The 23,550-nt window shown below is 38.0% G+C and carries 21 protein-coding genes and 5 tRNA genes; 13 read left to right on the top strand and 13 right to left on the bottom strand.

Annotation, left to right across the window (positions count from 1 at the left end; translation table 11 throughout):
- Positions 1–53 precede the first annotated feature (53 nt).
- Entirely contained in the window at positions 54–404 is a 351-nt protein-coding gene (locus CCS77_RS09365; RefSeq protein ID WP_021088445.1) for a hypothetical protein, read from the top strand.
- 36 nt (positions 405–440) lie between these two features.
- Here CCS77_RS09365 and CCS77_RS09360 read toward each other — a convergent pair whose 3' ends face one another.
- From CCS77_RS09360 to CCS77_RS09345, 4 genes are all read right to left on the bottom strand, one after another.
- Positions 441–2,207 (bottom strand): aryl-sulfate sulfotransferase, encoded by a 1,767-nt coding sequence (locus tag CCS77_RS09360; protein WP_107917225.1) that lies wholly within the window; start codon positions 2,205–2,207, stop codon positions 441–443.
- Positions 2,208–2,470: 263 nt separating this feature from the next.
- The gene (locus CCS77_RS09355; protein WP_236635315.1) at positions 2,471–3,598 is read right to left on the bottom strand and encodes a cytochrome d ubiquinol oxidase subunit II; all 1,128 of its coding nucleotides are present in this window, start codon (positions 3,596–3,598) and stop codon (positions 2,471–2,473) included.
- Complete coding sequence (locus tag CCS77_RS09350) at positions 3,588–5,123, bottom strand: cytochrome ubiquinol oxidase subunit I (RefSeq protein ID WP_107917223.1); 1,536 nt, start codon at positions 5,121–5,123, stop codon at positions 3,588–3,590. Before CCS77_RS09350 ends, CCS77_RS09355 begins: the two co-directional genes overlap by 11 nt.
- A gap of 1 nt (position 5,124) precedes the next feature.
- Positions 5,125–5,340, bottom strand: coding sequence for a DUF4492 domain-containing protein (locus tag CCS77_RS09345; protein ID WP_009295224.1), 216 nt, complete (start codon positions 5,338–5,340; stop codon positions 5,125–5,127).
- A gap of 126 nt (positions 5,341–5,466) precedes the next feature.
- On the opposite strand from CCS77_RS09345, the gene CCS77_RS09340 reads away from it, so the two are divergent.
- From CCS77_RS09340 to CCS77_RS09320, 5 genes are all read left to right on the top strand, one after another.
- The gene (locus CCS77_RS09340) at positions 5,467–7,101 is read left to right on the top strand and encodes a CTP synthase (protein WP_107917222.1); all 1,635 of its coding nucleotides are present in this window, start codon (positions 5,467–5,469) and stop codon (positions 7,099–7,101) included.
- 162 nt (positions 7,102–7,263) lie between these two features.
- The gene (locus CCS77_RS09335; protein WP_107917221.1) at positions 7,264–7,866 is read left to right on the top strand and encodes an outer membrane beta-barrel protein; all 603 of its coding nucleotides are present in this window, start codon (positions 7,264–7,266) and stop codon (positions 7,864–7,866) included.
- 312 nt (positions 7,867–8,178) lie between these two features.
- Complete coding sequence (recJ, locus tag CCS77_RS09330) at positions 8,179–9,753, top strand: single-stranded-DNA-specific exonuclease RecJ (RefSeq protein ID WP_107917220.1); 1,575 nt, start codon at positions 8,179–8,181, stop codon at positions 9,751–9,753.
- A 206-nt stretch (positions 9,754–9,959) separates the two neighbouring features.
- Positions 9,960–10,547 (top strand): outer membrane beta-barrel protein, encoded by a 588-nt coding sequence (locus tag CCS77_RS09325; RefSeq protein WP_012140608.1) that lies wholly within the window; start codon positions 9,960–9,962, stop codon positions 10,545–10,547.
- Between the two features lie 105 nt (positions 10,548–10,652).
- Entirely contained in the window at positions 10,653–11,036 is a 384-nt protein-coding gene (locus CCS77_RS09320) for a hypothetical protein (RefSeq protein ID WP_107917219.1), read from the top strand.
- A gap of 25 nt (positions 11,037–11,061) precedes the next feature.
- Here CCS77_RS09320 and CCS77_RS09315 read toward each other — a convergent pair whose 3' ends face one another.
- The gene (locus tag CCS77_RS09315; RefSeq protein WP_012140605.1) at positions 11,062–11,280 is read right to left on the bottom strand and encodes a hypothetical protein; all 219 of its coding nucleotides are present in this window, start codon (positions 11,278–11,280) and stop codon (positions 11,062–11,064) included.
- A gap of 168 nt (positions 11,281–11,448) precedes the next feature.
- On the opposite strand from CCS77_RS09315, the gene CCS77_RS09310 reads away from it, so the two are divergent.
- Positions 11,449–12,033 (top strand): hypothetical protein, encoded by a 585-nt coding sequence (locus CCS77_RS09310; RefSeq protein ID WP_107917218.1) that lies wholly within the window; start codon positions 11,449–11,451, stop codon positions 12,031–12,033.
- 120 nt (positions 12,034–12,153) lie between these two features.
- A complete protein-coding gene (locus CCS77_RS09305; protein WP_107917217.1) occupies positions 12,154–12,636 on the top strand; it encodes a hypothetical protein in 483 nt (160 codons plus the stop codon).
- 18 nt (positions 12,637–12,654) lie between these two features.
- On the opposite strand, the gene CCS77_RS09300 is transcribed toward CCS77_RS09305, so the two are convergent.
- The 7 genes from CCS77_RS09300 to CCS77_RS09270 all read right to left on the bottom strand — a co-directional run bounded on the left by CCS77_RS09300 (position 12,655) and on the right by CCS77_RS09270 (position 17,810).
- Positions 12,655–13,287, bottom strand: a complete 633-nt coding sequence (locus CCS77_RS09300) for a protein-L-isoaspartate(D-aspartate) O-methyltransferase (RefSeq protein ID WP_107917216.1) — start codon at positions 13,285–13,287, stop codon at positions 12,655–12,657.
- 60 nt (positions 13,288–13,347) lie between these two features.
- Positions 13,348–14,115 (bottom strand): carbon-nitrogen hydrolase family protein, encoded by a 768-nt coding sequence (locus tag CCS77_RS09295; RefSeq protein WP_107917215.1) that lies wholly within the window; start codon positions 14,113–14,115, stop codon positions 13,348–13,350.
- Positions 14,116–14,607: a hypothetical protein gene (locus tag CCS77_RS09290; RefSeq protein ID WP_201741714.1), complete on the bottom strand. Its 492-nt coding sequence runs from the start codon at positions 14,605–14,607 to the stop codon at positions 14,116–14,118. It abuts the gene before it with no gap.
- Positions 14,594–15,616 (bottom strand): ribonucleotide-diphosphate reductase subunit beta, encoded by a 1,023-nt coding sequence (locus tag CCS77_RS09285; protein WP_009494790.1) that lies wholly within the window; start codon positions 15,614–15,616, stop codon positions 14,594–14,596. Before CCS77_RS09285 ends, CCS77_RS09290 begins: the two co-directional genes overlap by 14 nt.
- A 71-nt stretch (positions 15,617–15,687) precedes the next feature.
- On the bottom strand, positions 15,688–16,812 hold the full coding sequence (locus CCS77_RS09280; RefSeq protein WP_107917214.1) for a PepSY-associated TM helix domain-containing protein: 1,125 nt from the start codon (positions 16,810–16,812) through the stop codon (positions 15,688–15,690).
- 80 nt (positions 16,813–16,892) lie between these two features.
- Positions 16,893–17,681 (bottom strand): spore coat protein, encoded by a 789-nt coding sequence (locus CCS77_RS09275; protein WP_236635269.1) that lies wholly within the window; start codon positions 17,679–17,681, stop codon positions 16,893–16,895.
- Between the two features lie 53 nt (positions 17,682–17,734).
- Positions 17,735–17,810 (bottom strand) — tRNA-Ala (locus CCS77_RS09270).
- Between the two features lie 103 nt (positions 17,811–17,913).
- Between CCS77_RS09270 and CCS77_RS09265 the strand changes: the two genes are divergently transcribed.
- From CCS77_RS09265 to CCS77_RS09250, 5 genes are all read left to right on the top strand, one after another.
- Positions 17,914–17,988: transfer RNA gene (locus tag CCS77_RS09265), tRNA-Gly, on the top strand.
- Positions 17,989–17,997: 9 nt separating this feature from the next.
- A tRNA-Leu gene (locus tag CCS77_RS09260) sits at positions 17,998–18,084 on the top strand.
- A gap of 7 nt (positions 18,085–18,091) precedes the next feature.
- Positions 18,092–18,165: transfer RNA gene (locus CCS77_RS09255), tRNA-Cys, on the top strand.
- A 30-nt stretch (positions 18,166–18,195) separates the two neighbouring features.
- Positions 18,196–18,351 (top strand): hypothetical protein, encoded by a 156-nt coding sequence (locus CCS77_RS10540; protein WP_201741713.1) that lies wholly within the window; start codon positions 18,196–18,198, stop codon positions 18,349–18,351.
- Positions 18,352–18,408: 57 nt separating this feature from the next.
- Positions 18,409–18,498 (top strand) — tRNA-Ser (locus CCS77_RS09250).
- Positions 18,499–18,617: 119 nt separating this feature from the next.
- Here the strand turns inward: CCS77_RS09250 and CCS77_RS09245 are convergent.
- The gene (locus CCS77_RS09245; RefSeq protein WP_107917213.1) at positions 18,618–23,528 is read right to left on the bottom strand and encodes an ATP-binding protein; all 4,911 of its coding nucleotides are present in this window, start codon (positions 23,526–23,528) and stop codon (positions 18,618–18,620) included.
- Positions 23,529–23,550 lie beyond the last annotated feature (22 nt).

Here is a 23,550-nt window from a genome sequence, read left to right as displayed (position 1 = left end):
CAAGGCAGGGAGTCTGCCTTGCTTTGAATTTGTTTGCGGTGAAGGGAGTTTGTATGCAAAGCGAGAAGACAAAAAATTTACTCGATGAAGTAAATGAAACAATAGATTTTATATTTAGAACCTGTAACAGAAATGGCGGCACGAAGAAGGCTTTAGAAGATAAAAAGCTAAGTAGAGAAATTTTAAAAGATAAATTTAAATCGATCTTTTTAAAATTTGGCCAGATAGATGAGGCTAGTTTTAAGAGTGCGATCCTCGCAAACGAGGAAGCAAAAGAGCTAAATGAGATAGCGATGGCTCTTGAGATAGACAAAGATGTAAGCTTGCTAGAGCTAGAGCGAGCGATAAATTTTGACCTAACTAGCGTCAAAGAAGAAATTTATAAATTTCAAAATAATAACTAATACACTTCGGTGTGAGAGGGGGTCTCACACCAAAATTTAATAACTAAACACTTCTGGATCGATAACCATCGCTCTATAAGCGACATCATCTCTTGAAGCAGAATCCACATCCATCTCAAATTTTATATCATTTGTCTTTGGGTCGATCTCGACTAAGACCATTTTGATAGTCTTGTCAGGGCGAAGTAAATTTACGTTTGAGCTTGAGATAAAGTAGGTGCTTTTATCCTTTTGCCACTCGACATTGCTAGTAACCGCGCTATAAAAGTCAAATCCACGCTCCTTACCAAATTGCCAAGTCTGCTCAACCGTGCCCTTTTTCTCATCTATCTTGTACTCAACCGCACGGGAGTATTTCTCCTCTTTAAAGGCTGGCTGCTCCATGCCTCTAGCATCGCCATTGTCAAAGACGCTTATATGCTTTATGTCGCCCTTGTTTTCGTATCTTGGCGTTAGCCATGCGGTGTGCTGTGTCCATGACCAGTCAAATTCGCCCTCGCATTTTGAGTTTTCGCATTTTATCTTGTTGCCTTTACTATCTACTGGAGTTAGCACTTTGGCTTTAAATTCTTCACTCCAGCCCTCAGGCGAGGCTAATATCCATTTTACTTTTTTATCTCGTCCTATCTTTACGATGCCTTGGTGACGAAGCGAAAGGATGATGCTATCATCGCTCTCATCGTATGAGATAGAATTTACATGCGCCCAGTTTCTGCCTGTGCCAGTGGAGGTGACATCGCCAAATGGCTGATCGTCGCTTATCTTGATCTCTTTTGCGTCCATGTCGATATTTAGGCAAACAGCCCTAGCATCAAGCGCTTTTATGAGGTTGCTACGATAAACGTTGTTGCCAAAAATTTCATTTAGATCCCACTCTTCGACCACCTTGCCGGTGTTATCGACCTCGATGATGTGGTCTCTTATGGTGTGAGAAATTTTGCCATTTTTGTGATGATAGTTGTATTTTGCTACTCTAAGAAGTGCGTGATCATCTTTTAGTGGCATCACCTCGTGGCTTAGATCGATGTAGCCTCTAGGTAGCGGGCGATTATAAATTTCTTTTCCCATGAGGTCATATCTAAGATATCTTTGAGCCATACCAAAGCTGATATCGCCGTTTTTTAGCTGATGAAAGCCCATCATCATGCCCCCATCCATCACTCTTCTCTCGCTGCGGTCGTAGAATTTCTGATAGTCAAGATACCATCTGACCTCACCCTTGGTATCTACGATGTAGTTTTCGGTAAAGTCGTTCCAACTAGCAGCGCCGCCATTTTTCCAATCAAGCGGTTTATAGACGCTTGTTATTGTGTTGTTTATGAGATAGAGCCTGTTTTTAAAGGCAGGATCGACCTTTTTGACGCGAGTTTTTTGCATGTGTGAGAACCTAAAATCACGGCTATATGTGACGATAGGTTGGGCGTAAATTTTATATGTCTCAACCTTTTTAGCTCCGTTAAATGTGTAGCTGACGACGACCTCGTTTAGATAGTCAGGATAAAGTCCCCAAATAGGCACGCCATCATGCGTGAGCAAGGCATGCTCTGAGACGTTGTAGTCGATATCTATGCCGCCATCTGGCTTGCCCTTTACTTTGACGTGGATATCTTTGATGTCCTTGCCAGCTCTATCGATGATAGCAGTTAGCGGCGATACATCGTATGGGTTTATAAAGACTGAGCCAAGCTCTCCTTGAACCTTTACTTGATGAGCCAAGACTCCAGCGTTTAGTGGAGCACTAAAGCCAAAACCACTCACCAAAACAGCCGCAAGGGCAACTGAACCTAAGAAATTCTTGCTCATTTTCGCTCCTTTGTGAAATTTAATGATATCTTACTCCACAAATTTCACACAAAACTAACGCTTATATAAAAAGAGGCTTAAGTAAATTTATAAAGAAGTCGTTTTAAGAGGTAAAAATAAAAGAAGAATTTAGGAGCAAATGCCCCTAAATTTTAGTTATTTGCGTCAAATTTCTTAAGAGAAAAAAGAACAAATTTGTAGCTAATAAATAGCGTTACTGGCCAAAGTATCAAAAAAATTCCTGCTTCTAACATCTTTTATCCTTAGTATGCGTGATGATCGTTTTTGATCTCATCTTGCGTGATCTTCTTGCTATCTATCGCTCTCCAGACGATGAAGATATAGGCAAGCACGAAAGGCACTAGCAAGCTAACATAGGCCATAACGCCAAGTGTGTAGTGGCTAGAGCTTGCATTTTTGATAGTTAGCGAGCTAGAAAGGTCGCTAAATGACGGATAAAATGCAGTGCCATTTAGTCCTGTTATCAAAAATAGCGCGGTTACAGCAAGCGTTACGCCAACGCCATAAGCAAAAATTCCGCGGATACTTTTTGTAAATGCTCCTTGGAAAATTCCAACAAGCACCAAAAGCACGCCAATAAGTAGCAACACACCAGCGACAGGCATCTCGATCAAATTTATAGCGTATTTGTAAGCAACAAGGCTAACTACGCCGTTTGCGTCGTATGCAAAGCCATCTTTTGTAAGTATCCACGCAAGAAATCCTAAGAAAAATGGCAAGAATAGCACTGTGTTGATAATTAGCTGTTTTCTAGCGTTTTGTATAAATTCGCCATCAGCGATGTTGTTCATAAGATATAAGCAGCCGCCTATGCGAGATAGGAAAAACATCGCTATGCCAAGCAAGTACAAGTAAGGATTTGCCAATGCTTCAAGGCCACGAAATGGAGTTTTCCACTCGACAAAGTTGTGCTCATTTAGCACAAAGTCACTACCGCTAAAGAATGTACTAACCGCCATACCAATAAGGATAACACCAAGCGAGCCATTTATGAAAAGGAAAATTTCATAAGTCCTAGCGCCTAAGAAGTTATCAGGCTTTTTGCGGTATTCGTAGCTTACAGCTTGGATGATAAAGCAAAACAAAATAGCCAGCCAAACCCAGTAAGCGCCGCCAAAGCTAGTAGCGTAAAATAGCGGGAACGCCGCAAAGCATGCGCCGCCAAACATAACAAGCGTCGTAAATGTAAGCTCCCATTTTCTACCGATAGAATTTATGAGCATATCTTTTTTAAGCTCGTCCTTGCCAAGGCTAAAGATGAGCGACTGGCCGCCTTGAACAAACATCATAAATACTAAAAGTCCGCCAAGAAGGCTAACTATAAACCACCAATAAATTTGTAAATTTTCTAAGCTTAAACTATGCATGATCGTTAAATCCTATCTTTATTTGCTTAAGCATGATCTTGATCTCGGCTATCAGCAAGATCGTAAATAAAACAGCAAATAATATAAATGAAATTTTGACATTTGAGTCAGATAAATTTGTAGCTCCTACGCCAACGGTCATGAGATCTTGTATCGCCCATGGCTGACGGCCGACCTCTGCTACTATCCAGCCAGCCTCAGCTGCGATGTAGCCAAGCGGTATGGTAAAGAGGCATATCCACAAAAAGGCTCTTATGTTTTCAAATTTATATTTTCTTGAGAGATTTAGATAAAGAGTGATAGCAAAAAGAGCTATGAAATATGTGCCAAGTGCAACCATGATGTGGAAGCTATAAAATGTAAGTGCAACTGGTGGCACAGCATCTTTTGCGTCCTTAAGATAGCCATATCCTAAGAAATTTAGGTTGCTTTCTAAATTTGAAAGTGAGCTTTTCATCAAGCTCTCGTCATTTGCTTTTTTAGCCTCTTTGTAGTTTTTAAGAGCTTCGATAGCTACTTTGCCCTTTGCCATCTTCTCTTCTACGCTTATTAGATTGTGCTCGCTGTTGCCATAAAGTAGGTCGTTTATGCCTGGTGTAAATGAGTCAAGCTCTCTGTTTGCCATGATACCTAGTGCGTAAGGCACCTTTATCTCAAGTAAAAATGGCTCAGTGTCATCGCCAAGCTTTTTAGCTGGGTTTAAAATGCCAGCTGCAACTAGGCCAGCGTTTTTCTCGCCTTTGTAAAGTCCCTCCATGGCTGCAAGTTTCATAGGCTGCTTTTGAGCTGCAAGATATGCGCTCTCATCGCCACTAAGTAGCAAAAATGCCGAAGTGATAAGACCAAATGCACTAGCAACGACGATGCTTTTTTTAGCAAGCAAGATGTGGCGTTTTTGGATCAAAAACCAAGCTGAAATTCCTATCACAAAAAGAGCTGAGATAGTGTAGCCGCTAGTTACTGTGTGTAAAAATTTAGTGACACCAAGTGGATTTAGTGCGACTTCAAAGAAATTTTGCATCTCCATTCTAGCTGTATCTGGGTTAAATTTCATGCCTATTGGATACTGCATCCAGCCATTTGCGATCAATATCCAAAGTGCGCTTAAATTTGAACCGATCGCAACAAGCCAAGTTGAAAGCAGGTGAAATTTCTTACTAACCTTCTCCCAGCCAAAAAACATAATGGCAAAAAATGTACTCTCCATGAAAAATGCGAGTATGCCCTCGATCGCAAGTGGAGCGCCAAATATATCGCCTACAAACCAGCTATAATTCGCCCAGTTTGTGCCAAACTCAAACTCCATGATGATGCCAGTAGCCACACCGATAGCGAAATTTATACCAAAGAGCTTTAGCCAAAATTTCGTTATCTCAAGCCAGGCTTTGTCACCAGTTTTGACATATATCGTCTCCATAATGGCGATGATAAAACTTAGCCCCAACGTAAGCGGGACAAACAAAAAGTGGTAAATGGCAGTCAGCGCAAACTGGGCCCTAGACCAATCAACAAAATCCATCTCAGACATTTTATTCCTTTATTAAATTACGAATTACAAATTCGCTTTTTTCTTCGTCGGTTTGAAATTTGGTATTAAGAGTTTCATCAAAGATGAAGACCTTTAATATCCCAAACATAATGATAAGCTTTATCGCTATGAGAAGCCATAGTTTCTTGCCTATTTTCATATTTTTAAAGCCGTCTATATATAAAGAGGCGATGTTTTTTAAGCAGTTTTTAATCATGATGTCGAAGTCTATAACAAAAAAACTTAAAGAATAATTTTTAAAAATTGCAAGATTAATGCCTTACTAAATATTTAAGGGGTATAATCGGCAGATTAAAAAATAACTAAAGTTAAGGAAATTTTGATGGCAAAAGAGACGAAGTATATTTTTATCACAGGTGGTGTTTTAAGCTCACTTGGAAAAGGCATCGCAGCTGCGTCTATCGCGACATTACTTAAAAATTCTGGCTTAAAGGTGAGCGTCTTAAAAGCTGACCCATATATCAACGTAGATCCAGGCACGATGAGCCCACTAGAACATGGCGAAGTCTTCGTCACAGACGATGGCGCTGAAACTGATCTTGACCTTGGTCACTACGAGAGATTTTTAGATGAGAGCCTAAGTCAGGACAACAACTTCACAACAGGAAGAGTTTATAGCTCGGTTATCGAAAAAGAGCGCCGTGGCGACTACCTTGGAAAGACTATACAAGTGATCCCTCACATCGTTGGCGAGATCGTTGATCGTATCAAAAAAGCAGGTGAAGGCAAAGATGTGCTCATCGTTGAGATCGGCGGAACCGTTGGCGACATCGAGGGACTACCATTTTTAGAGGCGATAAGAGCGCTAAGAGTAGAAGTTGGTAAAAAAAGAGCGCTAAATATCCACCTAACGCTTGTGCCATTTATCAAAGTAGCTGGCGAGTTAAAGACAAAGCCAACCCAGCACAGCGTAGGAGAGCTAAGACGCATCGGCATAAGCCCAGATATCATCATCTGCAGATCTGAAATGCCACTAAACCGTGAGCTAAAAGATAAGATCGCAGCAAGCTGTGGTGTGGAGAAAAACTGCGTCATAGAGAGCTTAGATAGCGCAAGTATCTATCAAATTCCACTCTCATTTTTAAAGCAAGATATCTTAACGCCGATCGCTGAAAATTTAGGCTTTGGCGAGCTAAAACCAGACATGGCAAACTGGGATAGCCTAGTAAAAAGGATCATCGCTCCAACAAACGAAACTACAATCGCCTTTGTAGGTAAATATATCGATCTAAAAGAGAGCTACAAGAGCCTAACTGAGGGCATTATCCACGCTGGAGCAAATTTAGATGCTAGGGTAAATTTACGCTGGATAGATAGCGAAAAGATAGAAGAGAGTAATGTAAATGAGCTTTTAAAAGACGTGGATGGTATCTTAGTAGCTGGTGGCTTTGGCGAAAGAGGCGTGTTGGGCAAGATGCAAGCCATTAAATTTGCTCGTGAAAATAAGATACCTTATCTTGGAATTTGCCTTGGTATGCAGCTAGCGATGATCGAGTTTGCAAGGGATGTTTTGGGCTTAGAGGATGCAAATTCTATGGAGTTTAACAAAGAGTGCAAAAATCCTATCATCTATCTAATAGATAGCTTCATCGACGCCCACGGCAAAAAGCAAATAAGAACGCACACAAGCCCACTTGGCGGCACTATGAGGCTAGGTGCTTATAACTGCGACATCAAGCCAAAGACACTTTTGGCTGAAATTTATGGCAACGCAAAGAGCGTAAAAGAGCGACACCGCCACCGCTACGAGGCAAATCCAAAATACAAAGAGACCTTTGAAAAGGCTGGTCTAATAGTAAGTGGCGAAAGCGACGGACTAGTAGAGGCGATCGAGCTAAAAGACCATCCGTGGTTTGTAGGCGTGCAGTGTCACCCTGAATTTACTAGCCGCTTAACTAGACCAAACCCTGTGATACTAGGCTTTATCAAAGCAAGTTTGGCTAATCACGTAAAATGATAAATTTGGCAAGCTTTCTTGCCAAATTTTTACTTAAAATTTCTCTCAAATTTATATTAAAAATAAAAGTAAACGTATTATTGATAAATTTTAAATAATTTAAGTATTTTTTAATCTTGCTAAACATACAATGCTTACGCAATCATTTATAAAGGAGAAAAAATGAAAAATTGCGTTTTAAAAAGTGTTTTAGCACTTTCACTTGCTGGCTCATTTGCTTTAGCACAAGGTGGATTTGTCGGACTAGAGGGCGGCTATGATTTTAGCTCAAAAATAACATCTGAGGGTGATGGGCTAAAGGACAATAGACCAAATATAGGTATAAAAGGTGGTTACGACTTTGATGTAGCTAGAGTTTATGGTGGATACTTCTATCATGCGGAAGCTAAAAATAGTGAAAATGATACACTTAATGGCGTTGATGGTACAGTGAATATGAAGTGGACAACTCATAAATTTGTAGTAGGCGGTGACTATACTCCAACAATAGCTAACAACTTTAAGTTAGTTGCTGGCCTTTATACAGGTCTTTCTGTGATTAACTACAAGGCTAATTTTAACTCAAATACTGTTAGAGCCACTTATGATCTTACAAAATCTGGCTGGCTAATTGGTACAAGACTTGGTGCTGAGTATAGCTTTGATGGACACAACGCTATTGAGTTTGGTATAAAAGCTGATAAGTCTTGGTATCATGCAGAAGAGTTTGACGACCTTAAATCAACAGACATTGGCGCTTACCTAGGCTACACATATAAATTTTAATTTTTGGGGTCTTATGACCCCTTATTTTTACTTAAAATTTCTCTCATTTTTTACTTCAAATTTACAATGGCTAATTTATAAAGAGTATCAATTTAACAAAAGTTTTTTGCCCTAAAAATCTTACTTTCATTGAAAATTATAAGAAATTAAATTTCAAAAAGATATAATCAAAGCATTCAAAATAAAGACGAAAGATTACGATGAAAAAAAAGCATTTTTGTTGCCAAATTTTTGGCAGTTTGGGCGTAAATTTAAGTGAGCAAATAGCATTAGTAAAAGTTGGCAGGGCGTCAAAAAGTCCTTGCCAAAGCTATGTTAACTAAAGAGGATATTAGGAATTTACTAGCACGTAGATTTTGTAACGACATACACAAAAAACTTAGTGAAATTCCAACGCCAAGCGCCCTAAAGGATATCTACAAAGGCGCTAATCGCATCAAAGAGGCGATCGAGAGAAACGAGCATATCGCTATTGTTGGCGATTATGACGTTGATGGCGTGGTTTCAAGTGTGATTTTAGCCGAGTTTTTTGATGATCTTGGCGTAAAAAACTACTTAGTAAAGATCCCAAACCGCTTTAAAGACGGATACGGCTTAAACCCTGAGATCATCGACGAGCTTGCAAGCGATGTAAGTCTAATAATCACCGTTGATAACGGCATCTCAGCAAATGAGGCAGCTAGCATATGCAAAGAAAAAGGCATCGATCTTATCATCACAGATCACCACATGCCACCAGCCATTTTGCCAGAAGCATACGCCATAATCAATCCAAAACAAGAGGACTGCAACTTTCCAAATATCGAAATTTGCGGTGCTGAAGTGGCTTGGTATTTGGTTGGAGCGCTAAAGGATGTTTGCAAGCTAAACTACGATATGAGCAAGTTTTTAGAGCTTTTAGCCATCGCGATAATCGCTGATATGATGGAGCTAAGAGATATGAACAGGATGCTCGTTCGCATGGGTATTTGCAAGCTAAATACCTCGAAGCGCTCAGCATTTTGCGTCATAAAAGAGTTTTACGGCAAGGATAAATTTGAGTGTGATGATATCAGCTTTCTTATAGCGCCTCTTATAAATTCAGCCGGACGCATGGACGATGCGATGAATTCATTTAACTTCTTGCGTGCAAAGAGCATCGAAGAGGCTTACAACTACCTTGATACGATTATCGAGTTTAACAACTCTAGAAAAGAGGAGGAGCGCCAACTCTTTGAGTGCTCGCTAAAGGACGTAAAAGAGAACGATGAGGTCATCATCACTTGGGGGGAGCAGTGGCATGAGGGCGTGATAGGCATCGTGGCTAGCCGCCTTGCGAAGCACTTTGCAAAACCAGCTATCGTCTTTAGCATCGATAAAGGCCGCGCAAAAGGCAGTGCTAGAAGCGTTGGCAAGCTTGATATCTTATCGCTCATCGCAAGCCACGAAGATCTGCTAACAAGCTACGGCGGTCACAAAGGTGCAGCAGGGCTAACTCTTGCGCCTGAAAATTTGGAAAAATTTAAAGAGGCGATAAATAAAAGCTGCTCATGCCTAAATATGCAAGAGTGCAAAAGCTCAGACGAGCTACTTGGCGACATAATGCCAAGCGAGATAGACTTTGAACTACTTGAAATTTTGGAATTTTATGAGCCATACGGACAGAAAAATCCACGCCCAGTCTTTAAGATAGAAAACGCTGTCGTGAAAAACGAGAGGCTCATAGGTAGGGACCAAAACCACTTAAAACTTATCTTGCAAAAAGACAACAAGACACTTGAGGCGCTATTTTTCAACTTCACAAGGCACGTTAGAGTAGGCGAAATGATAGATATCATCTTTTGCGTATCTAAAAATTCGTTCCGCGGTCTTGTTACGCCGCAGCTTTTGATAAGAGAAATTTTATAGCATTTTACCTAGTTGTTTGAAATTTAACGACTAGGTGTTACTTTTTAATAATTAAAAATTTCATAAATTTATTTTTATAAATCCCTAAAATACGAACTTTATCAACAAAGTAAATTTATCAATGCTTATTTAATATTATAAATTAATAATATTTTAAATAAAAATCCGTAAAATTACATTTATATTATATTTTTAAAGGATTGAAAATGAAAAGTTCATTTTTGAAAGCTAGCATGATTGCATGTGCGGTTTGCTCATTTGCTATGGCAGAGGGAGCATTTATTGGTTACGAGGGCGGATACTCTTTTGCGTCAAATTGGAAAGAGAAAACAACAGACGGCGAGAGCGCAAGCGTTAGAAAAGGTCAATTTAACAGCGGCGTAAAAGCTGGTTATGATTTTGACAGCTTTAGAGCTTACGGTGCTTATTTTTATAGCTTTCAAACAAAAAAACAAATAGAAGACGATGATGACAGATTTACTGTTAAATGGAAAAAACACAGTTTGCTAGCTGGAGTTGATTACACTCCAAGTATCACTGAAGATATTAAACTTGTTGCAGGTGGCTACACTGGCGTATCTAGACTTTTGATAAGCAGAGATGACGAGAATAAAAAATTCTATGACACAGGATTTGTTTTAGGCGCTAAATTTGGTGCTGAGTACCTACTTGATCAAAACAACATCCTAGAAGCTGGCATAAAAACTGACTACACTTTCTATAAGGCAGATGACGTTAGCAGAGTTAGAGAGAGCAACATCGGTCTTTACGTAGGCTACACTTATAAATTTTAATTTTAAACATTCCCTCCTTAAGAAATTTGCGTCCTAGTTTGGGCGCAAATTTATCTCTAGTATTTTTACCATTAAATTTAATATACTTTGCAAAAAGGCTACAAAATGAAGAAAATAATATTGTCTCTATTTATACTCTTGACGGCTACGTTTGCGGTTGATTGCAATAATGCATTTATTAAAGCTGTTGTAAGCATGATCGATGAGCCAGCTCCCACAAGAGTCGATGAAAATAGCGTAATAACGGGGGCTACATGTGAAAATGAGACCCTAAAAACCACCTTTGTTATAAATGATAGCGAGGATATTAAATTTAGTAAATTTACCAAAGAGCAGATAGATGAGTTTAAAAGGATGCAGACTGAAATGCTAAAAGAGGACTTTTGTGGCAGTAAAAACCCTCTTATCGATAAAGCCTCGTGGATATATAACTACGAGAACGGCAAGAACTTTACTGTGATAAATTTGACAAGAGAGGATTGCAAGTAAATTTTCTGGGGTTGCCCCCAGAGATTTAGGCTTTTTTGTCTTCAAGCTCTTTTAGGTGCGCTTTTACAAACTCACCAAATTCGTCTTGAGTTAGCACTCTTTTAGCAAGTTTTTCCTTGCATTTTTTACCAAGCTCGCCTAGTGTTGCTCTGTTTTTTTGGCTTTGTGATTTGCCAAATTTTGAAAGGATCGCATTTAGCTCATGCTCTTCACCGAAATTTACTAGCTCTTTATCTAGTGCCATTTTCTCTCCTTTGATGAAAATTTCTTCTAATTTTAAAATTTAATAGTAAATATAAAAAATTTAAATTTTAAAGGCTGAAAAGAGCGAAAAATAGGGCTTTGTTAAATTTAAATTTCATATAGATTAAACGCGTAATAGTAAAATCACGAAAATTTTTAAAGGAGAAGTATGAAAAATTTACTTGTAAAATCAAGCTTGGTTTTAGCTTTAGTTAGTTCAGCTGCACTTGCGCAAGGTGCATTTGTCGGTGGCGAGGGCGATTATTCGTTCAACTCAAAGATCAAAACTAAAAATATCGCAAAAAGCGAAAAAAATAACTTCAACAAAGGTCACTACGGACTTGGCTTTTATGGCGGTTATGATTTTGATAGCTATAGAGTATATGGTGGCTACTACTACGACTTTAAAGCTAGAAAAAATGCTGGTGAAGCAGACGCAAAATGGAGCAAACATAAGCTTTTAGCAGGCGCTGATTACACACCAAACATCACTGAAAACTTTAAAGCTGTGCTTGGTGGTTACGCTGGTCTTGGCTATTTAAGTGTTAGACAAAGCTTTGAAAACGAAACTAGCAAGAAAAATTTTAAAGGTTTGCTAGTCGGTGCAAAAGCAGGCGGTCAGTACTCATTTGACGCTCACAACGCGCTTGAGTTTGGCTTAAAGGCTGATAAGACATTTTATAAGAAAAATAGCGGCGCTCAGCTAAGAGATACAAGTGTGGGAATTTACACAGGCTACACTTATAAATTCTAAATTTATGGCAAGGCTTAGGCTTTGCCACTCCAAAAAAATTCAAATTTGATCTTAAATTTATAACTCAAGTAACTTTTAAGCGGCACGAGATAGAATGGCTCTTATCTAAAAAGGAGAAAAATGAAAACAAAATCGCTTCTTGTCATTGTGCTCTGTGCTGTTTTTAGTAGCTTTGCCTTTTGTGAGCCAAAAAGCGAGCCAACGCTAACAAAAAGTAGAAATTTAGTTGGTCAGACGGTGCCAGGCGCTATTTTGGGCATTAAGGTGCCAAAGGAGTATCAAGCGAAATTTGATAGCGCAAAGCCTAGGATGCAGGAATTTTTAGCAAATATGGCAAGCTACAGGGCTAATAAAAATGATAAATTTATGGAAGCAGGCACAAGGGCACCTGCGCTAAGAAGAGATGATAGCCATTTAAAAAGGGCTAGTGGCACTTGTAGCGACAACGTCGATATCTTGAGTATAGAAAATGTGAAATTTATTGCCCAAAACGCATTTAGCTTTAGCGTTACATTTATCACAGCAGATGGCGAAGAAACTACAAAATTTGATGATATTGTATTTACGCAGCACCCTAGCGGTGAGTGGCTAGTTAGGTGGTAGTTGTAGAGGTAAAGGCCTCTACTCTCTGCCCTCAAGAAGTGGCACAAAAAGGCACTCGTCTAAAAACTCTTTTTCTAAATTTCCGCTCTCATCTTTTCTAAATTTAGCGATAAACTGCTTGCCATCTTTTTTCATCGGAGCGACCAAGATGCCGCCATTTTTTAGTTGAGCGAATAAATTTGGCGATATCTCATTAGCAGCAGCCGAGAGTAAAATTCTATCAAACGGCGCGTAGCTTCGCCAGCCGTTGTTACCATCATCATATCTTACGTGTACGTTTTTGATCTTTAGTGTCTCGAAGCGTTTTTTTGCCTCCATGGCTAGCTTTTCTATGCGCTCGACGCTAAAAATTCTATGTGCGAGCTTGCTTAATATCGCTGCTTGATAGCCGCTGCCACAGCCTATTTCTAGGATATTATCCACATTTTCGCACTCTAGCGCCATCGTCATCTTTGCCACAGTTAGCGGCGAGCTGATCCACTGGTTGCCAAGTATCGGCTGCGCGTCAAGCTTGTAAGCATGTGCAGGGATAGGCACGAAAATTTCACGCTCTGTCGTTGATATCGCGTCAAACAAAAGCGGACTTAGCGTGATCTCATCGGCTATGTCGCTAGCTAAATTTTGGCATTTTATCGCTTCTAATTGGGTCAAAATTTCTATCCTAAACAAATTTTAAATCGTTATTATACGATTTAAAGCTTATCTTAAAATTTATAAAAGCCCTAAATTTTTCTTTATCTGCGCTATCAAATTTGCGTCAAAAACCGCGCTTTGCTCTAGCGTGCCATCTGGCAAAAAGACCCCAGCGAGCTCAAGATCAAGCGAGCTTGAGATCATGACGTAGCAGTTATTTGTGATTGCAAGCGCCTTGCAAAGGCTAAGGTAGGCGTCCTCTCTGGCCTTGCCCCACATGGCTGGCACCATGATGATGTCACATCCTCTTAGCTTTGCCCAAAGCCTGCTATCACGCAGCTCAAAGCATATCAGCACGCCAAGTTTTAGTCCTCTAAAATCAAAAGCGTTTATATCGCTCAACTCGCCAGCAGCAAAGATCTCGTGCTCTAAATTTGGCCTAAAAAGCTCAGCCTTAAACTGCGAATGAAAGACGTTGTTTGAGTTAAGAAGTAAAAATTCGTTATAAATTTTTGGTTGGTGCGGATTTAGATTTGAAATTTGAGCGAGCCCTGCGCTTTTGTTTAGGCTGCTAAGGTGCGTAAAACCAAGAAATTTATCTGGGCTAAGCGCCTCTTGCAAGCGCTCAAGCAGCATCGCATCAAAGCTGCCTATCATGCCACCAAGCATCGCTTTGTTCGCCCCTGCAAAAAAGCCGTCAAAGTCGTAGCCGCTGATGCAAAGCTCGCTTGCAAGCAGGAGTGAATTTTCAGGTGCAGCTTCAACTAAATTTGCAAGCTCTTCTAGCCGATCTGTTGCATTTTTCGCCTTTAAAGTTAGGCTTATCAGGTTTAAATTTTCGCTCATTTATTTTCCAAATACAAATGTTATAGGTTTTTCATCGTGGCAGTCTTTTGGAATTTTGCAGTTTATATCCGTGCCACCGATATTTGGTGTAGCTTTTAAAATAACGCTTATAGCTGTGATCTTATCATCACGCTGCGAGAGCGGGTCGTTAAAGACCCAGACTTCAAAGCCTAGACCTCTAGCCTCATCATGTGAAACTACTCTTACCTCTTTTAGGTCTTTTGCCTCAAAGCCACACTGCTTGTTTATGCTAAGCATCACGTCATTTCCTAGCACTGATCCTAGTGGAGCAAAACTTGGTGCAAGTTCGCCGTTTGGCATCTCTTGATAGACTTCCGCTTGGCTTGTCTCTTTTATTTTGACAAGCTTGTAGGCGTAGAAATTTTCGAGATTATTTTTATTTGCTTGATCAATTATCCATTGATTACTACTCGCACACCCCACAAAAAGCATGCAGGCAAGGGCTAAGATGCCATTTTTAAAAGTCGTCAAAGCTGATACTTCCTTTGCTGTAGTTTGTCACCTTTGCTTCAAAGAAATTTGACTTTTGGTCGTTAAATTTCGCAAAGTCATCGACCCATTTGATCGGATGAGCGACGTTGTATTTGCGTTTTAGGCCGATCGCAACTAGGCGTTGGTCGATGAGATAGTGGATGTACTGCTCGATGATATCGTCTGTAAAGCCCATTATTTGGTTTTGAGTGATGTATTTGCCCCATTTGATCTCTAAATTTCCAGCTTTTTCAAACATATCATAAATTTTCGCCTCAGTCTCAGGTGTGAAAAGGTCAGGCCTCTCTTTGCGGACTGAATTTATCATGTTTTGAAACAAAAGCAGGTGTGTGATCTCGTCGCGTTGGATGAAGCGTATCATCTGCGCTGAGCCTAGCATCTTGCCAGCGCGAGCTAGAGCGTAGATCGCTGTAAATCCGCTGTAAAAGTAGATGCCCTCTAAAATTTGGTTCGCAACCATCGCTAGAAGTAGCTTCTCATCAGTCACTTCGCCTGCAAGCTCCTCATAAACGCTTGAGATGTAGTCGTTTTTCTCGCGCAAAACGTCGTCGTGCTTCTCCATCTCGTAGATGAGGTCGGTGTTGTCACAGATCGCCTCGACCATGACAGCGTAAGACTTGCTGTGGTTTGCCTCTTCGTAGGCTTGGCGGCTTAGCACGGCGTTGATCTCTGGTGCGGTGATGTAAGGGTTGATGTTGTCAGCTAGGTTGTTTGTCTGAAAGCTATCCATCGAGATGAGCTGGCTCCAGACAAGGTCGTACATGCGTTTTTCGGCCTCTGTGAGGTTGTAGGCGTAGTCGCGCACGTCGTCGGTGGTGTCGACCTCTTTTGGAAACCAGGTGTTTGCCTCCATGAGGTCCCAAAGCTTTAACGCCCACTCGTATTTTGCCTTGGTGAAATTTAAAATGCCGTGCGGGTTGCCGTTAAAGACCCTTCTGTCGGTCAAATTTTCATTTGAACTTGGGTTGTAGATGCGTTTTCTGTTCATAAATTTCTCTCTTGTTTGTGGTAAAAATTTCTTAAAATCTTACCCAATGCAAGGTAAAAATTTACTTTTATTTAGATGGCTTTGCTCCTTTTTATGGTCATCAAAAAGCCAGTTATTATTAGTAAAACGGCGATCACACAAGAGATGGCAAAGACGATCTGACCGACTTCGCCAAACATCTCTCCAGTGTGCAGGCTAAGCACTTTGCGGCCCGCTTTTTTAGCTTCTGGGATGCTCTCAGCCTTGCTAACAAGCTTGTTTTCTTTGATCTTGCCAGCGCTCGCGTCAAGCTTTAGTTTGCCCACTTGGCTCTCGCTAGTTTCGTAGTTTATAGTGTAGGTGCTTTGGTTGTTTTCAGGCACGTTTATCGTGAGTGATTTTAGCTCTAGCGTGACATTGTCTTTAAAAATTTGCTCCGCAGTCTCGATCTCTTTAAATTTCTCATCGCTTATTGGGATTAAATTTCTTTGAGGCATTACCCTTTGCGCCTGGCTTGGTTTTAGCTCGAAAAATATGCTATTTACGCTGTTTCTAACCCAGCCATAAGACCAGTAAAGGCCAGTTAGCGACATCACGACAAGCAGGATCGCCACGTAGGTGCCAAGGCTCGTGTGGAGGTTGTAAAAGCAGGCGTAGCCCTTTGCACTTGGCTTGATTTTGAGCGAATTTAGTAAATTTCGCTTGATTGCTGGTGCGTAGAGGATTAGTCCGCTGATGGCAAGAAGCGCCATGATGATGGAGCTAATGGCGACTATTTGCTTGCCGATGTTGGCTGGGACTTTGCTATCAAGCAGGGCAAGGCCTAAATTTCTATGTAGGCTTAGTATTATCATGCGAGTTTTCTCGCCCCAGTCTTCGCTGATCACCTCGCCGCTACGTGGATCGATGAAGAAATTTAAGAGCTTTTTGTCTTTAGTGACGCTGATGCTATAAGCTTTGTTTTCGCCGCCGATTTGCACGTTTTCAAGAGTGTCAAATTTGATCTCGCTTTTTGCTTTGGCGAGGATTTCGCTTAAGCTTAAATTTGGCTTTTCGCTAGGTGCTAAATTTATATATTTTTCATTTATCGCAGACTTGATCTCCTCTCTATAAGAGGCAAATGGCGCTGCAAGTGTCATGATAAGTAGCGGTATAGTCGCGATCAGACCGATTATTAGGTGGATGTTGAAAATGATTTTGTTACGCTTGAAAAGCATATATCTCCTTTTAATTTTAATAACGAATATTAATTTATTTTTTGTTAAGCAGAGATAAAATTTAGAAGATTATTTTTAAGTTACCTGGATGTGATTTTGGATTTTGCGGCTGGCAAAAGTAGCTCAAATGTTGAAATAGCTGCATTTAGATCTTTTTTATCTAAAAATTTAAACGGCCTTAGCAGATAGTAAAGTGGCTTAAATTTCAATATTAATCGCAAAGAGTGCTCGTAAATTTCGCTGCCATTAGCCTTAATGTACTCATCAATCGCCTCTTTTACAAGCTCGTTTGAAATTTTTTGTCGGTAGAGCTCGTGGATGAAAACTAGCAGATCACGGCACTTTCTAAGCTCTAGATCATCGCTAAAAAATTTTGACTCAAAATCAATAAAATTTATCTCGTCATTTTTTATGGCGATATCCCTAAGCGCTGGGCGTCCGTGCGCGAAATTGAGGGCGTGAAGTCCAGCTAATGCGCGGGCTGCTTTTAGTAAAATTTCATGCTTAAAATTTTCATCGGTGCTATATTTAAACAGCCTAGCAACTGGCTCACCAACATCCTCTATAACAAAAAATTCATCACTTTTTAGCACGAGCTTTGGAGCAGGGGCATTTGCCTCGTTTAAAATTTCAAGCTTTTTTATCTCAGCAGCAAATGACTTATAAGGGTTTGGTTTAAAAATTTTAGTTAAAAAGCTGCCTTCAATGCTCTTTTCAATGCGTTTTAACCAAAATTTCTGCCCATCAAATTCAAAGCTAAATATACGCTCATCGTGGTGATTTTTTAAAATTTCATTTACATATTGTTTTAAATTATACATTTTGTTAATGTAGCGAAAGAATTCTAAATTTTTACATATATTTGACATAAAATTTCATGAAAACGTGAAAATATTTGTTAGTAAAAAAGAGAGTAAAATCATGGTGGAGTTAAGCGGGATCGAACCGCCGACCTCTTGAATGCCATTCAAGCGCTCTCCCAGCTGAGCTATAACCCCAAAAGATTTGGTATTTTATCTTTTTATGGCTTACATTTTTTTGAAAGTCGTTTTTATAAAATAAATTTTTAAGCAACTTTTGGGTAACATTGCAACTTTTAACGCGGGAATAGCTCAGGGGTAGAGCACAACCTTGCCAAGGTTGGGGTCGCGAGTTCGAATCTCGTTTCCCGCTCCATTAAATTTTGCCCGAGTGGCGGAATGGTAGACGCAAGGGACTTAAAATCCCTCGGTAGTTTTTACCGTACCGGTTCAAGTCCGGTCTCGGGCACCACCAAAACGGCGACATGGCCAAGTGGTAAGGCATGAGCCTGCAAAGCTTTGATCCCCGGTTCGAATCCGGGTGTCGCCTCCAACTTCGAAAAAACAAATTAAAGGATTAGCAATGAAAAAGTTGCTTTTAATAGTATGCGTGGCATTTTTTGCAGTAGGTTGTTCAAATACTTGGCACGGCGTAAAAGAAGATACGCATAATGCTAAAGAATGGACCAAAGAAAAGGTTAATAGCGGCGCTAGTTACGTCAAAGAAAAAACAGAATAATTCTTAGTGGTTATAGCAAATTTTAAGCAAAGTTGGCTATAATCACAAATCTTTAATCGGGAGATGGCTGAGCGGTCGAAAGCGGCGGTCTTGAAAACCGTTGAGGTGTGAAAGCCTCCTGGGGTTCGAATCCCTATCTCCCGGCCACTTTACTTCAACCTTATTAGATTTTTTTAAAAATTTAAATTATAAAATTTTTTGATTTGAAACAATTTTTATACCAAGGAAATTTGAATTTAACTTTTTATTGTTAGACATTCTGACTTTTAGCTAAACATAAAATATGAAAATCCATCTTCATTATAAACCAAACATTTATTTTTATATATTTTTATCACTGTTGTTTCTTCTGGCATATAGAAAAATTTTCTCTTATCGATATATTTATATAAGATAGCTATGCCATGTTTAAATACTACTACATAGTAATCTTTAAAATTTTTTACTTTACATTCTTGTTCAAATTCTATAACTCTTGGTCTATTTGGATCATAGTGATAGATAAAAATATGCTTGTCTGGTATATAATCAAATTTATCGTGCTTAGAGGCATCTATATTAAAGGTGTCATTGTTATTTATTAGTCTATAGTCTGCATCATAATAAAAGGTTTTGTCGTTTTCGGTAAAGATCAAACTACCGTCATTAAGTTCTTTAACAAAATTTCCATGTATTTTTTTTATGTATTTGTATTTTGATGAATAGAGATCGCCAGAGGTCATTAGTATATTTTCATTGCTCAGTTGTTTTTTAAGAGAAGTGCCTAGTATGGTTTTTAGTCTTTTTCTATTACGGCTGTATATTGTGGTTATTTCTTCAAAATAGCCTTTATCTTCGCAGTCAGCAAAATTGAAAGTTAGTATAAAGTTGTTATTTGTATCTAAAAATATATTTGATCTATAGATTTTTGTGTAATTAATATACATTTTGCTATAGTATTTAAAATACACTTCCATTATAAAATCATTATCTCTTACTTCTAGTTTCATCCCTTTGCTAGTTTTTTTAATGACCCTATAAGAAGGATTTTTATTTTCTTGTTCTATTGCATTTCTTATACTATTTCCATTCTTGTCGTATATATATTTTTGGACTACCTCTCCTTGCAAAAAGCGTTCAATGGTAACTTTATTTCTAGCGCTGTCTATATTTATTTTAGTATCATCTCCGAGTGCGCCAAATACTGGTGCATCTATTTTTTTAATGGTATTGTCACTTTTTAGGTACATATAAAAGCTTTTAATTAGAATGTCATCTTCTAATTCATATAATAATATGTTGTCATTTGATAAGCACTCTCCTATAGTATATGGCTCCTTTATATGTTTTATAGCTTTCAACTCTTTATTAATTATGCATATATCGCTATTTTTTTCTTTGATGGTAAAGGTATCTTTTTGTATCTCCAGATCATCACAGTGTTCGTAAAGCTTTTTTATTTTAAAATCTTTGTAGTATATATAGATATTTCCATTGCTAAAATACGCAATCACATAATTATTTGTAAAGGCACTGACCTTTTCTAGTTTTCCATTAAAGTTGCTTATCTTGTTGTAGCTTTGCTTTAAACTATATAAAAATGCCTTTTTTAACTCTCCAAAGTTTATCAATGCCTTGTTGTCAAAAATTTCTAAACCAGTTATGCTATATTGCGCCTGCAGAGTTTTAAAAAGCTTCCCAGTTTTTGTCTCATAAAATTTTATATCTATGTGGTCTCTATATAAAACCATGATATCGCCAAAGTCTTTAAAGTGGATATCATCAGTGCTAAAAAAGTCGGAGTCTTTTTTAGATGCAATAGTTGTTATATTTTTTAGGTCACTGGTGACAAAATCAATGCGATGTTCAAAATATATGAGTAAATTTTGATTTTTTAGTTTTGTGAGGTTTTTAAATTCAAGATCGCTTACAAATAAGATATTTTTTAAATTCTCGTCAAAAAATGAGGTACCATTTTTATCAGCTACTAGCAGAGTATTATTTTTAATCAGTGCTATCTTTTCAAATTTATATTTTATTTCCCATTCGCTGGTTAGTATGGCGCTGTTGTCTAAAAGTATATCACCATTACTAAGCTCCTTTACGCAACAGCTTTTGATGCTTAGTGATATAACTTTTATAAGTTTCATACCAAGAGAGTAGATATGAAGAGCTGAGTTATCGTCTTTACATATATTTAATAATATGTATTTATTTTTAAAAAGAGCAACATCTTGTGCTGTTATGAGCAGGCTGTCTTTTTTGTCGTATATATTGTAATTATAAAGCGGAATTGGGTAGTCGTCTTCATCATATATATAATCATAAGTAATTCTTTCGATCTTGATATCTTGTCCTAGATAATACTTATAGTTATCTTGCATATCTAGTTCATATTTTTGTATCATAAAAAAGTCAAATTCTTCGTTTGAGTATTGCTTCTTTAAATTTAGATCAACAGAATATACACCATAGTTTTTGCCGTCATATAACAGCAAATCACCATTCTCTAGTTCTTTTTCAAATATTAGCTCTTTTGGTGTATTTACATTTTGTCCATCATTCGTAATAGTCGTAATAATTTCTATATCATCATAATCAACAGTTTTAAATGTTTTATTCAAGAGATTACCATTTTGCAGTTCATAGTAACTTTTGGATCTTGTCCTTAGATCTGATAGAAATTTGAAATCTTTAGAAAAAATACACTGGTTACCTCCAGACTTTGTAACCAAAAAATTCCCATTTGATAGTCTTTTGGTATTTTCCCAGTCAAAAACTGCTAGTAGTCCAGTCCTGGTAAAATTTGCGGGGATATTGCTAGACTTAAGCCAGCAGAAATTTACTTTGCCAGCCCTTAAGAGCTTTTTGGCGGATATAGTTAGCTGCGAGTCTTTACCATCTGCATAAGCTAGTTGAAACAATACAATGTGTGGTTTAAAATAGTTCGTATTATCATTGAAAAGATAGTCCTTTTCTCGGTAGAAGCTCTTTTGAGCCAAAAATTTATCTTCATCTAGGTTATCCAAAATTTCTCTGAAATCTTTAAATTTATAATGATCATATATGCTGCCGATAAGTTCTAGATGATTTAGATATTTTTCAAATTTCTTAGAATTTGAGTAGTATAGATGGTAAAATAGCTCGCTTAGAGCTCTTGGTGAATAGTATCTTTCGTCCCATAGTTTTTCTTTTTTCTCAAAGCTATAAAAGTACTCTGCTAGTTTCAAGTGCGTTTCTTGTTTGTATTTTTCATATCTTTTAGTGATAGCCTCTATAAACTGCCTGTGGAAAAAGTTTATGAGTAGTTTATCGTCTTTATAAACAAGAGTTAAAAATGGCTCAAGTAGGCTAGATAAACTTGCCCAAAGAGATATAGGAAATGATATGTTGTTGGATAAAGAGACGTTTTTTATAAAAAAGACTTTGTTGTAAAATTTTTTGTCGCTTTTTATCTCTTTTGATAGTAGGTCAAGTAGCTCGTTCTCGCTAATGCCGTATTTGCTAAAGGCTATGTAGCTTAAGACCTTTTGTATAAGAAGCTCTTCTTGATGGTATAAATTTTCAAGGTTATCTATAAATTCATTTATAGCGCTAGGTATATCGTCCGCGATATCTATTTTGTCGTTTGAGCTTATATTTTTTAGCTCTTGTGAGATGATAAATGCATACAAAGGAGAGCAGTTTGCATTTTTAAATTTCTTTTCTACCTCGTTTATTTGTTCTTTTGTCAGCGTCCTTTTATGTTTTCCAAGGAAATTTTCAAATAGCCCTTTTGCCTCACTACTTAAACTATCATTGTTTAAATTTATGGTATTTTTATCTCCATATTTTTTGATCAAATTTTTAAAATAAATGCTGTCATCTCTAAATTCTTCATCTTTTAAAACAGATAAAATGATCTTTACGTTTTTACCAAGTTTTTGCGGTAGCCAAAAGAGTTGATCTGTTGCTTTAAGCTGATCAAGTGCATCTATAAAAATAACTATATTTTCATCTTTATCGCTTGAGAGCAATTCGCTGACATATTTGTCAAAATCATATTCGCTTAGGTTGTTTAGGTTGTCTTTTTGTGATGAGCCTTCTATCTCACAGATGAGATCGGTTAATAAATCCCTTTTATAAAAGGATTTACCATCGGCTCCAACGAATTTGTAAAAAATGCGAGCTTTACCAAGGGTTGCTTCTTCTGCCTCTTCGATCGCTTTTTTCATAAGCGTTGTTTTACCCATACCAGAGTGAGAGTATATGATGAGTGGCGTGTCAGTTTCATCGTTTAAATAGTTGGTGATCTTTTTTAGTGATTTTTGCCTACCCAAAAATGTATCTATCTGCTGTGTTTTAAATATGTTGTGTTCAAAATTTTCTGGAGCACTACTAAACTCTTTTATACCTACGTCTATATTTGCTTTTAGTTTTTTCACTATCTGCGCTATAAATTTAGCTTTAGAGTATATTTTAAATTTATTATCAATCTCTTCGTTAATGATATTGTGTTTGCACTCTTTTGGTATGTTGTTTTCTACACTTTGTCTAAAATTTTCGATATTTTGATTGCGAGGTTGCTTTTGGTTCTTAAACCGCCTAAAGATAGGGATTATGAAATTTTTGTTGCTTTCGTTTTTACATATCTCTTCAAACTCATGGTGCGTAGCAGACATAAAGTATTTTTTCTTTTTATCTTCTGGGAAATTTTCGGATGCTTTTTGCAATATTTGGCGTATTTTTTCTTCAACTTTATACCACTCTTCGTATTTTACAAAAGCTCCGTCTCTACGCTTTAATATATAGCAGCCACGGTCTTTATCTTCACTTAATTGGTTTTTGTCTAATCGGTACCATTCGTCTAATAGTTGTTTATCTGAACTCTTTAATTTTTTTCGTATATCATCAAACTCTTTTTTGTCTATTATATAAGGAAGTGGGACCCAACCATATCTATCGCCAAGCATGATTAGAAAATTTGGATGTGGATATGACGCGCAGTTTCTCACCTCTCTAAGGCAGACTGGTAGAGTTTTTTGATCTAATTGAGCTTCGTTATTGATGCCCCATCTAAGATCTATGGGCTGAAAAGAAAAGCCTTTACTTTCGCAGTACTCTCGTATCTTAGGGAAGACTTCATTTTGAAGCAGGTCTCTTTCTATTTTAAAGTCTTCAAAAGTAGAAGATATGAATAATCTAAAGGCTTTTTTCATGGTATGTCCTAGGTTATTTTTA

Source organism: Campylobacter concisus, from assembly GCF_003048375.1.
Classification (GTDB): Bacteria; Campylobacterota; Campylobacteria; order Campylobacterales; family Campylobacteraceae; genus Campylobacter_A; species Campylobacter_A concisus_T.
The sequence above is the reverse complement of the archived record's forward strand: the minus strand, read 5'-3'. Positions and strand labels throughout refer to the sequence as shown.

Excerpts from the sequence above, each read along its gene's own strand:
- CCS77_RS09365 (WP_021088445.1), top strand. The coding sequence starts at position 54 with ATGCAAAGCGAGAAGACAAAAAATTTACTCGATGAAGTAAATGAAACA.
- CCS77_RS09360 (WP_107917225.1), bottom strand. The coding sequence starts at position 2,207 with ATGAGCAAGAATTTCTTAGGTTCAGTTGCCCTTGCGGCTGTTTTGGTG.
- CCS77_RS09350 (WP_107917223.1), bottom strand. The coding sequence starts at position 5,123 with ATGTCTGAGATGGATTTTGTTGATTGGTCTAGGGCCCAGTTTGCGCTG.
- CCS77_RS09345 (WP_009295224.1), bottom strand. The coding sequence starts at position 5,340 with ATGATTAAAAACTGCTTAAAAAACATCGCCTCTTTATATATAGACGGC.
- CCS77_RS09340 (WP_107917222.1), top strand. The coding sequence starts at position 5,467 with ATGGCAAAAGAGACGAAGTATATTTTTATCACAGGTGGTGTTTTAAGC.
- CCS77_RS09335 (WP_107917221.1), top strand. The coding sequence starts at position 7,264 with ATGAAAAATTGCGTTTTAAAAAGTGTTTTAGCACTTTCACTTGCTGGC.
- recJ (WP_107917220.1), top strand. The coding sequence starts at position 8,179 with ATGTTAACTAAAGAGGATATTAGGAATTTACTAGCACGTAGATTTTGT.
- CCS77_RS09325 (WP_012140608.1), top strand. The coding sequence starts at position 9,960 with ATGAAAAGTTCATTTTTGAAAGCTAGCATGATTGCATGTGCGGTTTGC.
- CCS77_RS09320 (WP_107917219.1), top strand. The coding sequence starts at position 10,653 with ATGAAGAAAATAATATTGTCTCTATTTATACTCTTGACGGCTACGTTT.
- CCS77_RS09315 (WP_012140605.1), bottom strand. The coding sequence starts at position 11,280 with ATGGCACTAGATAAAGAGCTAGTAAATTTCGGTGAAGAGCATGAGCTA.
- CCS77_RS09310 (WP_107917218.1), top strand. The coding sequence starts at position 11,449 with ATGAAAAATTTACTTGTAAAATCAAGCTTGGTTTTAGCTTTAGTTAGT.
- CCS77_RS09305 (WP_107917217.1), top strand. The coding sequence starts at position 12,154 with ATGAAAACAAAATCGCTTCTTGTCATTGTGCTCTGTGCTGTTTTTAGT.
- CCS77_RS09295 (WP_107917215.1), bottom strand. The coding sequence starts at position 14,115 with ATGAGCGAAAATTTAAACCTGATAAGCCTAACTTTAAAGGCGAAAAAT.
- CCS77_RS09285 (WP_009494790.1), bottom strand. The coding sequence starts at position 15,616 with ATGAACAGAAAACGCATCTACAACCCAAGTTCAAATGAAAATTTGACC.
- CCS77_RS09280 (WP_107917214.1), bottom strand. The coding sequence starts at position 16,812 with ATGCTTTTCAAGCGTAACAAAATCATTTTCAACATCCACCTAATAATC.
- CCS77_RS09275 (WP_236635269.1), bottom strand. The coding sequence starts at position 17,681 with ATGTCAAATATATGTAAAAATTTAGAATTCTTTCGCTACATTAACAAA.
- CCS77_RS10540 (WP_201741713.1), top strand. The coding sequence starts at position 18,196 with ATGAAAAAGTTGCTTTTAATAGTATGCGTGGCATTTTTTGCAGTAGGT.
- CCS77_RS09245 (WP_107917213.1), bottom strand. The coding sequence starts at position 23,528 with ATGAAAAAAGCCTTTAGATTATTCATATCTTCTACTTTTGAAGACTTT.